A 14,574-nucleotide genomic window follows, 5' to 3' on the forward strand; every position below is an offset into this window, starting at 1 on the left:
CCATGTCCGGAGCCCCTTTCAGGCGGCTTCGTTTCCGGTTTTCGGTACGTATCGCTTGAGCCAGGCCACCGCCTCAGCCTCGCTGGATACGACAAAGGCAGGATAGGGCGGCGTATCAAACAGCAGGTACAGCTTGACCATATTGCGGATCCAGTAGGAATCGGCCACATAGGCTATGGCGGTGGTCATGCGGGCGACCATGGCCTGCTGGGTAAACGCCTTGGCTTCCTTGCTGACCTTGGGTCGCCCCCTGCCCAACACCATGACCGGATGTGGCTGCGGGCACAGGCGAGCCCGCGCTTCAAACACCCGCTGGATCAGGTCAAGGGACAATTCCGGGTCCACCCCATGGTCGATGCGGACAATACCATCTTCTCCCAGCCATACCCGAGATTCTGTCATCGGCTACCCTGTCATGATGCGGCTTCGCCCGCATCACGCTCCCTTGATTCCAAACTGCTGGCGTACCATACGATACGCCTGCATCATTTTTTGATATTTGCCATTGGTCGGGTCTTGCGCCCCTACCCGCGCCAACAGGTCTTGTGCCAGCTGCATATACGCATCGTGCCAGCCGTGCTGCCCCACATAGGCCAATACGGCGCTGATGGCATTCAAGGCCACCGGCATGCTGCCTGGCCGCTCTGCCAGTGCCGACAGAAAGTGGTGTACCGCCCCTTCCAGATCCCCCGCCTGCGCCATACGCACGGCGGCATTATTCAATTCCACCACATCATTGGCGTGATCCTCGATCAAGGCTTTGCCTTCAGATTCACGCCCAACGGCTACGAACATCTGCTCCACTTTTCGCAATACTGCCACATCATCGTGCTGATTGCGCAGCAAACTGGATACAACCTCCTTTCCAGCCTGCTCATCACCCGCCCGGTAGCAGGCTTCCGCCAGTGCCACGCTGTAGGTGCCTGGCAGGTTATCCTTCAACTCAGCAAACTGCTCCCGTGCGGCCTGCAAACTCTTTCCCGCCCGCACCGCATCACCCCGTGCGCTTGCAATACCGTACTCCATGACATGGGCCAGCAGGTCTGACTGCGGTGTGTGGAATGCCCGTCGCACCTGCGCCAGCGTCTGCTCTGCCGACTGGGTCTCGCCACTGGCCAGCAAGCTCTGGCTCAACTGGGCATAATCACCAGCGTCGTGCTGGAAGGAGTAGCGGGCATACTCGATCGTGTTGCGAAACGCATCCACCGCCACCGGCCAGTCGGCATTGCGCTGTGCCAGCTCTCCCAGTTGCCGCTGTCGCTGGATGATCGCCGGTGAGCGCGCCGCCGCACGCGACAGCACTTCCTGCGCGGACAGCAAATCTTCCTGTGCCTCCAGGCACCCGGCCAGACCGTCGTAGGCTTCCATTGCATAGGGATTTTCCGCCAGCACACTCTCAAACACGCGGCGGGCATTGGGATAATCCTTCAGGCGGAACAACGACTTGCCCAGGCCCATGCGCGCCCACGGTGCTGGCCGGATGCGCAGCACCTGCTCATAGGTTTGCCGCGCTTCAAGAAAGGCCCCGGTCAACAAGGACAGACGTGCCTTGAGCCGCATGAAGTCGATCACGTAAGGATCCCGTTCTTCAATGCGGGCATTGCACTCCGCCAATGCACGCAGGTAGTCATGTTGCAGGATGGCCTGGTCCACCACCTTGAACGCCTGCTTCTTGGCCACGGCTTTCACCAGCCGCTGGCGCAAGGTCTCCCCCGAAAAGGGTTTCAACAGATAGTCGTCCGGTGCGAGCTCCGCCGCAGACAGCACCGTCTGGGCGTTGGCTTCAGCCGTCACAATCATGAACACGGCAGATTGCTTCAGCAGATTGCGGGTTTTCAGCTCTTCCAGCAGGCGCAGGCCATCAAACGGATGACTGAGTGAGAGGTCGCTCAGTACCACGTCAATATCGCCTCGTTGCACCCGCGACAAGGCCTCATGGATCCGCGAAGCAAAATCCACCCGATTGGCACCAAATGACGACAGGGTCATCGACAGCGCCGTACGCATCTCCGCCACACTGTCGACCACCAGAAAGCCGGCACGGGAAAAATCCGGGTCAAGCTCCACCTGCAACTGTCCTTTCACCGGTTTGACATGGTGTCAGTATAGAGTAAGGTGCGTTGCTTGACTGCCTGCGCCGGTTCACGAGGCAGATGGATTGACCGCTGGGTCAGCCCTGTGGTTAGATTGGAAACGTTTTTCCCGAAATGCAGCCTTCGCTGTGTTTCGTCGTTCTTTGCCAAGGAGTTCAGTGTGTTTCGTCTGTTCGAGCGTCTGGTTAACCCGTATCCCGACACCCCACCGGTTCGCCCCCCCAAAACCTTGTTGCCTTTCTTATGGGCTGGGACGCAAGGCGTACGCAAGTGGATGCTGTTGATCGTTATTCTGACAGCGGCCATTGGTGCCTTTGAGGCCTTGCTGTTTGCCATGCTGGGCGAAGTGGTCGATTGGCTGAGTAACGTCACCCCGTCCCAGTTGTGGACCCAACATGCTGATACCTTGCTGCTGCTTGGCGGCTTGCTGCTCGCCAGCCCGTTACTGATTGCCCTGCATGCCCTGCTGAAGTACCAGGGGCTCCAAGGTAATCTGCCCATGCGACTACGCTGGAACTTTCACCGTCTGATGCTCGATCAGAGCATGCGCTTTTACCAGGATGAATTCGCCGGCCGCATTGCCACCAAGGTGATGCAGACTGCTCTGGCCGTGCGGGATGCCTGGATGGCGGTCATCGACATCATGGTGTTTGTGATGATCTACTTTGTCACCATGGTGGCGATTGTCGGTCAGCTGGACCGCTGGCTGCTGCTGCCTTTCCTTGGCTGGCTGGTGCTCTACATTGCCACCCTGTGCTTCTTCGTGCCACGCATGGGCAAGGTTGGCCAGCGGCAGGCTGACGCACGCTCACTGATGACCGGCCGCATTACCGATGCTTACGCCAACATCACCACCGTCAAGCTGTTCTCGCATGCCCAGCGTGAAGCGCACTATGCGCGCTCTGCCATGCAGGAATTCATGGCCTCGGTACATGCCCAGATGCGGCTCGCCTCCGGGTTTGACATCATCAACCATATCCTGAGCATTGCGCTGATTGGCAGCACCGCCGGTGCCACCCTGTATCTGTGGACGCAAGGCCAGGTCGGGGTCGGTGCGGTGGCGGCGGCCACCGCCATGGCCTTGCGCCTGAATGGCATTTCACACTGGATCATGTGGGAAATGGCGGGCCTGTTCGAGCATATCGGCACGGTACAGGATGGCATGGCCACGCTGAGCCGGGGCAATAGTGTGGTGGACCGCCCAGACGCCAAACCTTTGCTGGTGACCCAGGGGGACATCCACTTCGAGCACGTCACCTTCAACTACGGCGGCAAGCGCCCGGTGATTGAGGCCTTGCAACTGAATATCCGCCCAGGCGAGAAGGTGGGGCTGGTTGGCCGATCCGGTGCGGGCAAGTCCACCATCGTCAACCTGCTGCTGCGCTTTTACGATATTGAGCAAGGTCGCATCCTGATCGACGGGCAGGATATTTCAGGCGTAACACAAGATAGCCTGCGGGCGCAAATCGGCATGGTGACGCAAGACACCTCGCTGCTGCACCGCTCGGTGAATGACAATATCCGCTATGGCCGGCCGGACGCCAGTGATGAACAGGTCGTCCACGCCGCACAGCGTGCCGAAGCCCATGACTTTGTGCTGGAGCTTTCGGACCCGCAGGGTCGTAAAGGCTATGACGCCCACGTTGGTGAGCGTGGCGTGAAGCTGTCTGGCGGGCAACGTCAACGCATTGCCATTGCACGGGTGATGCTGAAAGATGCCCCCATCCTGCTGCTGGATGAGGCTACCAGTGCCCTGGACTCGGAAGTGGAAACCGCCATCCAGGCCAGCCTCTACAGACTGATGGAAGGCAAGACGGTGATTGCCATCGCCCACCGGCTCTCCACCATTGCGGCCATGGACCGGCTGATCGTGCTGGACAAGGGCCAGGTGGTGGAAGAGGGGAACCACCAGCAACTGCTGGAACTGGGTGGCATCTATGCCCGGTTGTGGGCGCACCAGAGCGGTGGTTTCCTCGGCGAGGAAGCCGACGAAGAAGCCGTAGAAGAGGCCCCCCTTCCAGCCTGACGCTTATTGGATGGGCAAGAAAATGTCCGTCACCGCTTCATGTGCTGGTACATCCGGAAACAGGCGGACGCGCTGCAAGAAGAGCGGCGCGTCCCGCAACTGCGCTCCGCTGCCGGGGAGCCAGTGTCGGTACAGATGCAGGATGGCCCCCTCCAGCTGCTCATCCGGGCCAATATGGCGCAACACGGCACAGCGCCCGCCCGGCAATGTGCCCGCCACCACCCCTTGCGGATTCGCAGCCACTTCACCCTCCCAGGCCACGCACAGGTCGAAGCAGAAATCCGCCGGGGCGACATCGTCCGGATGGTGGTAACACACATTGTAGGTGGCATAACGGCTGGGCGGCAGGTGATGCGCCTTGCGCCAGGCAATGAAGCGTTGCAGGCTTTCCCCCAGCAAGGCGCTCGGTCCGCGATGCGGTAGCATAGCGACCCGTGTCAGGGGAAAATCACGAATCAGGATGTCGGCATCCGGTTCAAACATGATGGCACTCCGTGCAGTATGCAAAGGCTGAAAAACACCCTGCCAGCGTTGCCACTGCGGTTGACGCCGAAACTGGCTCGGGCTGATACCAAAGCCTTGGCGAAACGCGCGTGACAAGGAAGCAGAGCTGTCATAGCCCAGATCGAGTGCAATGCGTGTGATGCTATGGCGGGGCCGCCAGGCCAGCAAGGCCGCCGCACGCTGCAGGCGAGCCCCTTGCCGGAAAGCCAGCACGCTCAGGCCAAAGCGTGCGGTAAACAGGCGGTGAAAATGCCAGGGCGAACAGGCCGCCAGCTGACTCAAATCCTCACGCCCCTGCTTTTGGTCCAGATGATGTTCCAGACTGTGCCACACCTGCTGCCAACGCCGCGCATCGCGCATCATTCACACTCCTTCTGAGTGGCATCAGCTTAAGCGGCGCGCAGCATGAACACTTGGCAGATCGTGCGAACCTGCATGGCAGGATTTACTTGCAGCGTTGCAGCTTGCGGTCGTTCACCAGCAGGAATTTGCCATCAGGGGACAGCTTGAGTGTGAATGGCGCCTTGTACACCTCCCCTTCTTCATTGCAGGAGAACGTGCCCTCCAGCAAGGTTGCCGTACTGACCTTCGGCGACTTCAGGGTACACACTTGCTCATACTGCATGAGGGTCTTGCTGTCGATGACATAACCCACGTCATCGTCCGGCAGGACAGCTTTACAGCCCTGCTTGGCCGTCACATCCACCCAGTTACCACGAAACGGGGCCGGGATGGTCGTCGCTGCCGCCAGGGCAGCACTACTGCTCATCGCAGCAACCAACAACAACAGCAAGGTACGCATCAGTGTCTTTCGAGGGTGAGGTGACAATCCCTCATTATACCAACAGCATCCAGCATCAACCACATCAAGTCCCCGCCGCCCTCACCCACCTGCCCCTCACCCACCTGCCCCTCACCCACCTGCCCCTCGCCTCGCATCATCCTTGCTCATCGCATCCACTCGTGTGGGGTGTCCCGCACCCACTTACTCATGCGAATATTCTTTCCATAAAAAATGGAGTCACTAATTTTCCACAAAAGTAAAAATAATAATTTACATAAAGATAGAATAAAACTAGGATTGTGCACCCACCGCGTCCGCTATCCGACCAGTTGGGTGAAGTCAGTTAACCCTCTAACCACATACAAAACAGGAGCACCACATGCAACAGCATTCCCAGCACCTGCAAGAACTGTCGATGGAAGAAATCGCTCACGTCAATGGCGGCCTGCAAGATCCAGGCAAGCAATGGCTTTTTCTGACCCCCTCCTCCATCAAGCTGGACGCCGGGGGCGGCTTGTTTGGCAGCTACAACTGGGACAATGGCAGCTGGAGCGTGGGCGTTCGTTTCAGCTTTTAAGCCCGCGACAAGACTTGGCTTTCTCATGTGACATGCATATGCCCCTGGGCCTTCGAGCATACCGAAGTGCACGCCCAGGCAAACGCATATCAGCCTGCAAATGAACAGGAGTAGCAAAAATGGAAATGTTGTCTCACGAAGAACTGAACGGCGTGGCCGGTGGTACCAACCCTAGCTTTTCTCTTACCTCCAGCTCCATCAGCGGCACGTACAGCTTTGGCAGCGGCTCGGTCAATGGCAGTTACAACTGGGGTAATGGCAGCTGGAGCGCCGGAGGGAGTTACAACTCCGGCAACTGGACGTTCTCTGGCGGTTTCGGCAGCGGTGGTAGCTGGAATGCGGGTGTAACGCTCCACTTCTGATCCGCAGGGCCGGTGGCTGCCTTGCTTGCCTGATCAAGCAGCAAGGCAGCCTAAAAACGATAGACCCGATCCATTCGGGCATCACAAAAGGGAGTGATCAAATGGAAATGTTGTTGCAACAGGAAATTCAGCAAGTCGCAGGTGCAAGAGCGCGTGATAACTGGGTGGCCGATCTCCTCGGTGAACCACGCGGCATGGGTGATGCTGTGCCACCTAGCGCGGGCGGTGGGTACCCTGGGTATTTGCCCCCCTACCAAAGCGTCGGGATGGCTGGGATGACCCCGGAGGAGCGTCTGGACTACATTAACGCCATTCGCAATGCATCCAGCCACCCGTAAGGGGGTGCCCCCATTGCGGCTTGTCCCGGCAGCACAGGGAAACCCGCAGACCGGGTAGATGGATCAGAGCATAGACGGGCTCACGCATGCCGAGCCCGCCTCTGAAGCCGGTCATGGTCATTGCAGTCTGGTGCTGAACGAGCAAATACACGCTCACCCTCCCCCGCTCGTCGCACCCATGCCATGTCTGGCAAGCAACACACTGAGAAAATAACAATTCATGTTAAGGAGTGAACCATGACACAGCAACAGCACGCGTTGCAGACCCTGAGCCTGGAAGAAGTCGCATTGGTGTCAGGCGGGGGCGACGAAGAATGGACCGAAATTGATACCCGCGAATTAGGGGCAAATTACGTTATGCTCACGTGGGCAGAAGTGCCGAGAAACCAGGCAGGAATGGCCTCTGGGGGAAGTGGCACGGTGTGGATCATGCAGCCAACACCAGGAGCCATTTTCCCTCACAACACCCCCGATTCGACAACGAGCCCCACGCCCACCGCGAATCCCAATGAAGTCGATGCATTCGGCAATCCCTTGCCGTAAGGGTGTGCTTTCTCCGGCGTCACTGCTGGAAAACGTTCGGGGCAGGCGCTTGCGTCTGCCCCGTCCGGGCTTTACCCTCCCTTACCGGTCCGGATACGCGGCATGCTGCCTGCGACAAGCCAGACGGTCCACGGGTGCGGCCCGCTTGTTTGTTGAAGGATAGGACTGAAATGCGTCCCCTGTTTCGTGAGGAAGCCCTGCGCCACCAGCAGATTCGCTGGCTGGGAGACATTCTGTTGACCCAGCCCATGGCGACGTGGGTGCTGACCGGGCTGGCACTGGCACTGGCAGGCGCGCTGCTGGCGCTGCTGATCTTTGGCAGTTATACCCGGCACAGCACCATCAATGGCGAGTTGCGGCCCGACAAAGGCACCCTCAGTATCCGCGCTCCTCAATCCGGGCTGGTGTTGCGCAAGCTGGTGCAGGAAGGCCAGCCGGTGCGCAAGGGGCAGGCGTTGTTCATCCTGGGCAGCGACCGGGATGCCTCCAGCCAGCCCGCCATCCAGCAAGCCATCAGTGAACAGATTGCCAAGCGCAGGCAGAGCCTGGAGACGCAGCGCAGCCGGACCCAGGCCCTGCAGTTGCAGGAGCAGCAGCGCTTGCAGACCCAGCTCTCCAGTCTGGGCAACGAAATGGACAAGCTGAAAATGGCCATGTCGATGCAGCAGGAGCGTACACGGCTGGCGGAGGGCGTGGTCAAGCGCTACGAGTCGCTGGTGGAACAGCACTTTGTCTCAGCAGAGCAATTAGCCCAGAAGCAATCTGAGCTGCTGGATCAACGCAGCCGCCTGCAGCAACTGGAAAAGGAGCAAGCCGGGCTGCAACGGCAATTTGCCGACACCGAGCGCCAGTTGCAGCAATTGCCGGGGCAACAGCAGAACCAGCTTTCCGGGCTGGAGCGGGAGCTGGCCGAGCTGAACCAAGAGTGGATGGAGAGTGAATCCCGCCGTACCATCACGCTGACTGCTCCGGAAGATGGCGTCGCCACGGCTGTGCTTGCCGAGCAAGGGCAGCCCGTCAACCCGGAACGCCCGCTGATGAGCCTGATCCCGGCCCATGCCCGCCTGCAGGCACGGCTGTACGCCCCCAGTCAGGATATTGGCTTCATCCGCCCCGGCAATCGGGTGGTCTTGCGCTATGCAGCTTACCCCTTCCAGAAGTTCGGCCACCAGACCGGCAAGGTGATTTCCGTCTCGCGCACCAGCATCAACCTGCAGGAAAGCGGGGTTGCAGCTGCCGACACGCGAAGCGAGCCCATGTACCAGATTACCGTGCAGCTGGCGCAGCAGGATTTTGTCAGCCGTGGCGGGCATTTCCCCTTGCAGCCCGGCATGCGGCTGCAGGCGGAGGTACAGCAGGAACGTCGCAAATTGTATGAGTGGGCGCTGGAGCCCTTGTTCGGTTTTAGCGACCGCTTGCAATAAATCTTTCCGGATCCGTGCTCATGTCCATCCTTCAGCATCTGCGCTTCAGCATGTCGCCGCAACTGCCGATCATTCTGCAAACCGAGGCAGCGGAGTGTGGCCTGGCTTGTCTGGCCATGGTGTCCTCCTGGCATGGTCATCGCGTTGACCTGCCCACCCTGCGCAATCGCTTCAACATCTCGCTCAAGGGGGTCACCCTCGCCAATCTGATACAGATGGCCAACCAGCTGGAGATGAACAGCCGTCCGCTCAAGCTGGAGCTGACCGAACTGGACCAGCTGCGCCGCCCCTGTATCCTGCACTGGAACCTCAACCACTTTGTGGTGTTGCATGCGGTCAATCGGCGCGGCATTGTCATCCACGACCCCGCGCTGGGCAAGCGGCAGCTCTCCTGGGAAGAAGCATCGCGCAGCTTTACCGGTGTGGCGCTGGAGCTGTGGCCCAGCAAGCCGTTTCAACCCAGAACCGAAGTACAGCGGGTACGCCTGCGGGAACTGATGGGGCAGGTTGGCGGCTTTCGTCAGGCTTTGTGGCAAATCCTCGGCCTTTCCGCCGCGCTGGAGGTGTTCTCCCTGATCACCCCGTTGATGATGCAGTGGGTGCTGGACCATGTGCTGACCACCGGCGATCTGGACTTGCTGACCACGCTGGGCATCAGCTTTCTCACGCTGACCTTTTTCAATCAAGCCATCAATGCATTGCGAAAATGGGTAATGCTGTATCTGGGGACCACCCTGAACCTGCAATGGCGCAGCAATCTGTTCACCCACCTGCTGAACCTGCCGGTGCAGTACTTTGAAAGACGTCATGTCGGCGATGTGGTGTCACGCTTCGGCAGCATTGATGCCATCCAGCAAACGCTGACCACCTCTTTCATGGAGGCCATTCTCGACGGGATCATGACCCTGCTCACCTTGACCGTCATGTACCTGTATAGCCCGGCACTGGCGACCATCGCGGTACTGGCCATGCTGGCCTATGCCGTGGGCCGCGCGCTCTGGTTCAGACCTTTGCGCAATGCCACCGAAGCCCAGATTGTGTATGCCGCGCGTCAGCAGAGTCATTTTCTCGAGTCCATACGCGGGATCAAGGCCATCAAGCTGTTTCAGCGGCAGGACATCCGCCGCTCGACCTGGCTCACCCTGCAAGCCGAGCAAGTCAATGCCGGTGTGCGTACCCAGCAAATGAGCATTGCGTATGAGGTGTATAACAGCCTGCTGTTCGGGCTGGTGCATGTGGTGATGATCTGGGTCGGTGCCAAAGCCGTGCTGGCTGGCGAATACACCGCGGGTGCCCTGATGGCATTCATTGCCTATAAAACCCAGTTTGATGGCCGGGTCAGCAGCTTGGTCAACAAGTACTTTGAGCTCAAGATGCTGCAGCTGCAAGGCGCACGGCTGGCCGATATCGCGCTGACCCCGCCCGAAACCCTGCAGCGGGAGCACGCAGAACCGACGGAAACGATCACCGGCGCAGCCGACATCACCTTGCAGGAGGTTCGCTTCCGTTACGGCACCCATGAAAGCTGGGTGCTGGATGGCGCCTCGCTGAAGGTGAACGCAGGGGAATCCGTCGCCATTGTCGGGCCCTCAGGCTGCGGCAAAACCACCCTGATTCATGTGATGCTGGGGATCCATACCCCGGAATCCGGCGATGTCTGCATTGGCGATGTCAGCCTGAAGAAGCTGGGGCCCAATGCCATCCGGCAGCTGGTCGGCACCGTGATGCAGGATGATGTACTGTTCGCCGGTTCCATCAAGGACAATATCAGCTTCTTTGATCCCCATGCAGACCGCGAATGGGTAGAGGAATGTGCCCAGCGTGCCGCCATTCATGAGGATATCCTGCGGATGCCCATGGGCTATAACACCCTGGTCGGCGACATGGGCACCGCCGTGTCGGGCGGCCAGAAGCAGCGCCTGCTGCTGGCGCGCGCCCTCTACAAGCGCCCGCATATTCTCTACCTGGACGAGGCGACCAGCAGCCTGGATGTGGAGCTGGAGCACCTCGTCAACCAGTCGGTGAAGGCACTGCAGATTACCCGCATCATCGTCGCACACCGCCCGCAAACCATCGCCTCTGCAGATCGGGTGGTCTTGCTGCAACAAGGCAAGCTACAGGAGCTGTCTCGCACTGCTGACGTGGCCATGCCGGAAGCCAGCCTCAGCTGACATAGCCCAGCACCGGCGCCAGGTCACGCTCCGCCTGCTGCTGTGTAACACCACGGCGGCGGGCGTAGTCCTCCACCTGATCACGGTTGATCTTGCCGACGGCAAAATACTGGCTTTGCGGATGGCTGAAGTAGAAGCCGGATACCGCTGCCGTGGGCAGCATGGCGTAGCCTTCGGTCAGGGTCATGCCGATGGCTGGCGCATCCAGCAGGCGGAACAGATCGGCCTTGGCGACGTGGTCCGGGCAGGCCGGGTAACCGGGGGCCGGACGAATGCCCACATATTCCTCGTCGGTCAGCTGGTCTACCGTCAGGCTTTCATCGGCGGCATAGCCCCACAGCTCGCGCCGCACTTTGGCGTGCATGTACTCGGCAAAGCCTTCGGCAAAACGGTCGGCCAGCGCTTTGACCATAATGGCACTGTAGTCATCATTGGCCGCCTCAAAACGCGCCACATGCGGGTCAATGCCGATGCCACCGGTCACCGCAAAGGCACCGATGTAATCCTGCACGCCACTACCCTTGGGCGCGATGAAATCCGCCAGGCACCAGTTTGGCTTGCCAGCCGCCTTGGTATTCTGCTGCCGCAGATTGTGCCAGGTCATCAGCCGCTCGCCGGTTTCCGGGTGGTAGATTTCAATATCGTCGTGCTCGACGGTGGCCGCCGGAAACAAACCCACCACGCCATTGGCCTGCACCCAACGCTCGGCCACCATTTGTCGCAGCATGGTCTGCGCGTCGGCAAACAGGGCGCGCGCCGACTCGCCGACCACCTCGTCCTGCAGAATGCGGGGATACTTGCCGAACAGCTCCCAAGCGTTGAAGAAGGGACTCCAGTCGATATAGGGCTCGATCTCGGCCAGCGGCACATCCTCGAAGCGGAACACCCCCAACTGGCGCGGGCGCGGTGGCTGGTACTGTGACCAGTCGAAGCCGGTCGCCGGGGCAAAGCCATTCGCCCGGGCAGCGTCAATGCTCAAAAAGCGAGCCTGCTCCTTGTTGGCATGGATGGTGCGGATGTTCTGGTATTCCGCCTGCACACCGGCCACAAAAGCCGGTTTCAGTTCGTCGGACAGCAGGCTGGAACACACGCCCACCGCACGGCTGGCATCCGGCACATACACCACGCAGCCCGCCGGATAGTTCGGCTCGATCTTGACGGCGGTATGCACCTTGCTGGTGGTCGCGCCGCCAATCAGCAGCGGAATGTCAAAGCCTTGCCGCTGCATCTCCTTGGCCATGTGCGCCATTTCTTCCAGCGACGGCGTAATCAGGCCACTCAGCCCGATGATGTCGGCCCGCTCGGCCTTGGCCGCGTCCAGAATGGTCTGCGCCGGCACCATCACGCCAAGGTCGATCACCTGATAGTTGTTACAGCGCAGCACCACGCCAACAATATTCTTGCCGATATCGTGCACATCGCCCTTCACGGTGGCCATGATGATCTTGCCCTTGGCGGGTGCATCGGCCAACCCCAGCCGGATCTTCTCTTCTTCAATGAAGGGTTCCAGATGGGCGACGGCAGCCTTCATCACCCGTGCCGATTTCACCACCTGTGGCAGGAACATCTTGCCGGCGCCAAACAGGTCGCCCACATGGTTCATGCCATTCATCAGCGGACCTTCGATCACATGGATCGGGCGCTCGGCCTGCAGGCGGGCTTCTTCGGTATCGTCCACAATATAAGTGGTAATACCCTTGACCAGCGCGTGCGTGATGCGCTCCTGCAGGCTGCCCTGGCGCCAGCTCAGGTCTTCACCCTGTTTCTGCGCGGCGTCACCACGGAAACTTTCCGCCAGCGTGATCAGCAGTTCGGTGGCATCACCGCCCTCTTTGGGCGTGCGCATCAACACCACATCTTCAATGCGTTCACGCAGTTGCGGGTCCACTTCTTCGTAGACCTCCAGCGCCCCGGCATTGACGATGCCCATGGTCATGCCGCACTGAATGGCGTGGTAGAGGAACACGGCGTGAATGGCTTCACGGACTTTGTTATTGCCGCGGAAGCTGAAGGACACATTGGAGACACCGCCGGAAATCTTGGCGTGCGGCAGGTTGTCCTTGATCCAGCCCGTCGCCTCGATGAAGTCCAGACCGTAGCGGGCGTGTTCCTCGATGCCGGTGGCCACCGCAAAGATGTTCGGGTCAAAGATGATGTCTTCGGGCGGGAAGCCGATGTCGTGCACCAGCATGTCATAGCTGCGCTGGCAAATTTCCACCTTGCGGGCGTAGGTATCGGCCTGGCCCTGCTCGTCAAACGCCATCACGATCACGGCGGCGCCATAGCGGCGCAGCAGTTTGGCCTGGTGGCGGAACTGCTCCTCGCCCTCCTTCAGGGAAATCGAGTTGACGATGCACTTACCCTGCACACACTTCAAACCGGCTTCGATCACGCTCCACTTGGAGGAGTCGATCATGATCGGCACCCGGCTGATATCCGGTTCGGCGGCCACCAGATTGAGGAAGGTGACCATGGCCTTGTGGGCATCCAGCATGCCCTCGTCCATATTGATGTCGATCACCTGTGCCCCGGCCTCCACCTGCTGCCGCGCCACTTCCAGCGCTGCCGGGTAGTCGCCGTTCAGGATCAGCCGGGCAAAGGCCTTGGAGCCGGTCACATTGGTGCGTTCGCCCACATTGACGAACAGGTCACGGTCACCAATATTGAACGGCTCGAGCCCGGACAGGCGGCACTTGGGCTCAATCTGCGGCAGCGCGCGCGGTGGCTTGGTCGCCAGTACCTGTGCCATCGCCTGGATATGGTCCGGCGTGGTGCCGCAGCAGCCACCGACAATGTTAACCAAGCCGCTGTCGGCCCATTCCGCCACATGCTGCGCCATGTCTTCCGGCGTCAGGTCGTAACCGCCAAATTCATTCGGCAAACCGGCATTGGCATGCACCGACACCCAGCTCTCGCTGATACGCGCCATTTCCTCCACATAGGGGCGCAACAGATCCGGACCCAGCGCACAGTTCAGGCCATAGCTGAGCGCGCGGCTGTGACGCAGCGAGTTGTAGAAAGCTTCGGTGGTCTGACCGGTCAGGGTACGGCCAGACTGGTCGGTAATGGTGCCGGAGATCATCACCGGTACCGACACCCCATGCTGGTCGAAGTATTGCTCAATGGCGAACACCGCCGCCTTGGCGTTCAGGGTGTCGAAAATGGTTTCCACCAGCAGCAGGTCCGCCCCGCCCTTGAGCAGACCATCAATCGCCTCGGTGTAGGATTCCACCAGCGCATCAAAGGTGACATTGCGGTAACCGGGGTCGTTGACGTCCGGGCTGATCGAGCAGGTGCGGTTGGTCGGCCCCAGCACCCCGGCACAGAAACGTGGCTTGGCCGGGTTGCGCGCGGTCTCCGCCTCACACAGCGATTTCACCAGCTGTGCCGCCGCAAAATTCAGCTCCCACACCAGCGATTCCATGCCGTAATCGGCCATGGCGATCGAGGTGGCATTGAAGGAGTTGGTCTCGATGATGTCGGCCCCGGCATCGAGATAGGCCTGGTGAATGCCCCCAATCACGTCGGGGCGGGTCAGCACCAGCAGGTCATTATTGCCTTTGAGGTCATGCGGCCAATCGGCAAAGCGCTCGCCGCGATAGTCGGCTTCCTCCAGGCGATGGCGCTGGATCATGGTCCCCATGCCGCCATCGAGGATGAGAATGCGTTCTGCCAGCAGGCGTTGCAATTCCGGGCGGCGATTGACGATGGTGGCGGGTGCGCTTGTATTCATGACAGTACGGTGCTAGACC

12 protein-coding genes are annotated in these 14,574 nt (G+C 60.0%); 7 read left to right on the forward strand and 5 right to left on the reverse strand.

The genetic code is table 11. From position 1 onward, the window contains the following. Positions 1–18 precede the first annotated feature (18 nt). Together HF682_RS13555 and HF682_RS13560 are read right to left on the reverse strand one after the other, a co-directional pair. Entirely contained in the window at positions 19–402 is a 384-nt protein-coding gene (locus HF682_RS13555; protein WP_168877853.1) for a SpoIIAA family protein, read from the reverse strand. Between the two features lie 33 nt (positions 403–435). Then, entirely contained in the window at positions 436–2,085 is a 1,650-nt protein-coding gene (locus HF682_RS13560; protein ID WP_308418740.1) for a response regulator, read from the reverse strand. 168 nt (positions 2,086–2,253) lie between these two features. On the opposite strand from HF682_RS13560, the gene HF682_RS13565 reads away from it, so the two are divergent. Then, positions 2,254–4,119, forward strand: a complete 1,866-nt coding sequence (locus HF682_RS13565; RefSeq protein WP_168877854.1) for an ABC transporter ATP-binding protein — start codon at positions 2,254–2,256, stop codon at positions 4,117–4,119. 3 nt (positions 4,120–4,122) lie between these two features. Here the strand turns inward: HF682_RS13565 and HF682_RS13570 are convergent, their stop codons facing one another. After that, positions 4,123–4,986 carry an AraC family transcriptional regulator gene (locus HF682_RS13570; RefSeq protein ID WP_168877855.1) on the reverse strand — a complete coding sequence of 288 codons (864 nt, stop codon included), beginning with the start codon at positions 4,984–4,986 and terminating at the stop codon, positions 4,123–4,125. 82 nt (positions 4,987–5,068) lie between these two features. Next, on the reverse strand, positions 5,069–5,425 hold the full coding sequence (locus HF682_RS13575; RefSeq protein ID WP_168877856.1) for a hypothetical protein: 357 nt from the start codon (positions 5,423–5,425) through the stop codon (positions 5,069–5,071). Positions 5,426–5,786: 361 nt separating this feature from the next. Here HF682_RS13575 and HF682_RS13580 point away from each other — a divergent pair, with 361 nt between their 5' ends. The 6 genes from HF682_RS13580 (at position 5,787) to HF682_RS13605 (ending at position 10,822) form a co-directional block, all read left to right on the forward strand. Further along, a complete protein-coding gene (locus tag HF682_RS13580; RefSeq protein ID WP_168877857.1) occupies positions 5,787–5,984 on the forward strand; it encodes a hypothetical protein in 198 nt (65 codons plus the stop codon). Positions 5,985–6,103: 119 nt separating this feature from the next. Then, the gene (locus HF682_RS13585) at positions 6,104–6,346 is read left to right on the forward strand and encodes a hypothetical protein (protein WP_168877858.1); all 243 of its coding nucleotides are present in this window, start codon (positions 6,104–6,106) and stop codon (positions 6,344–6,346) included. 101 nt (positions 6,347–6,447) lie between these two features. Beyond that, positions 6,448–6,684, forward strand: a complete 237-nt coding sequence (locus HF682_RS13590) for a hypothetical protein (RefSeq protein ID WP_168877859.1) — start codon at positions 6,448–6,450, stop codon at positions 6,682–6,684. 237 nt (positions 6,685–6,921) lie between these two features. Beyond that, positions 6,922–7,227: a hypothetical protein gene (locus HF682_RS13595; RefSeq protein ID WP_168877860.1), complete on the forward strand. Its 306-nt coding sequence runs from the start codon at positions 6,922–6,924 to the stop codon at positions 7,225–7,227. A gap of 170 nt (positions 7,228–7,397) precedes the next feature. Further along, positions 7,398–8,651, forward strand: a complete 1,254-nt coding sequence (locus HF682_RS13600) for an HlyD family secretion protein (RefSeq protein WP_168877861.1) — start codon at positions 7,398–7,400, stop codon at positions 8,649–8,651. Between the two features lie 20 nt (positions 8,652–8,671). Continuing rightward, a complete protein-coding gene (locus HF682_RS13605; protein ID WP_168877862.1) occupies positions 8,672–10,822 on the forward strand; it encodes a peptidase domain-containing ABC transporter in 2,151 nt (716 codons plus the stop codon). On the opposite strand, the gene metH is transcribed toward HF682_RS13605, so the two are convergent. Then, positions 10,815–14,555, reverse strand: coding sequence for a methionine synthase (metH, locus tag HF682_RS13610; RefSeq protein ID WP_168877863.1), 3,741 nt, complete (start codon positions 14,553–14,555; stop codon positions 10,815–10,817). The genes HF682_RS13605 and metH overlap by 8 nt on opposite strands. Positions 14,556–14,574: the final 19 nt, after the last annotated feature.

The organism is Leeia aquatica (assembly GCF_012641365.1).
GTDB classification, from domain to species: Bacteria; Pseudomonadota; Gammaproteobacteria; order Burkholderiales; family Leeiaceae; genus Leeia; species Leeia aquatica.

Excerpts from the sequence above, each read along its gene's own strand:
- HF682_RS13555 (WP_168877853.1), bottom strand. The coding sequence starts at position 402 with ATGACAGAATCTCGGGTATGGCTGGGAGAAGATGGTATTGTCCGCATC.
- HF682_RS13570 (WP_168877855.1), bottom strand. The coding sequence starts at position 4,986 with ATGATGCGCGATGCGCGGCGTTGGCAGCAGGTGTGGCACAGTCTGGAA.
- HF682_RS13575 (WP_168877856.1), bottom strand. The coding sequence starts at position 5,425 with ATGCGTACCTTGCTGTTGTTGTTGGTTGCTGCGATGAGCAGTAGTGCT.
- HF682_RS13580 (WP_168877857.1), top strand. The coding sequence starts at position 5,787 with ATGCAACAGCATTCCCAGCACCTGCAAGAACTGTCGATGGAAGAAATC.
- HF682_RS13585 (WP_168877858.1), top strand. The coding sequence starts at position 6,104 with ATGGAAATGTTGTCTCACGAAGAACTGAACGGCGTGGCCGGTGGTACC.
- HF682_RS13590 (WP_168877859.1), top strand. The coding sequence starts at position 6,448 with ATGGAAATGTTGTTGCAACAGGAAATTCAGCAAGTCGCAGGTGCAAGA.
- HF682_RS13595 (WP_168877860.1), top strand. The coding sequence starts at position 6,922 with ATGACACAGCAACAGCACGCGTTGCAGACCCTGAGCCTGGAAGAAGTC.
- HF682_RS13600 (WP_168877861.1), top strand. The coding sequence starts at position 7,398 with ATGCGTCCCCTGTTTCGTGAGGAAGCCCTGCGCCACCAGCAGATTCGC.
- HF682_RS13605 (WP_168877862.1), top strand. The coding sequence starts at position 8,672 with ATGTCCATCCTTCAGCATCTGCGCTTCAGCATGTCGCCGCAACTGCCG.
- metH (WP_168877863.1), bottom strand. The coding sequence starts at position 14,555 with ATGAATACAAGCGCACCCGCCACCATCGTCAATCGCCGCCCGGAATTG.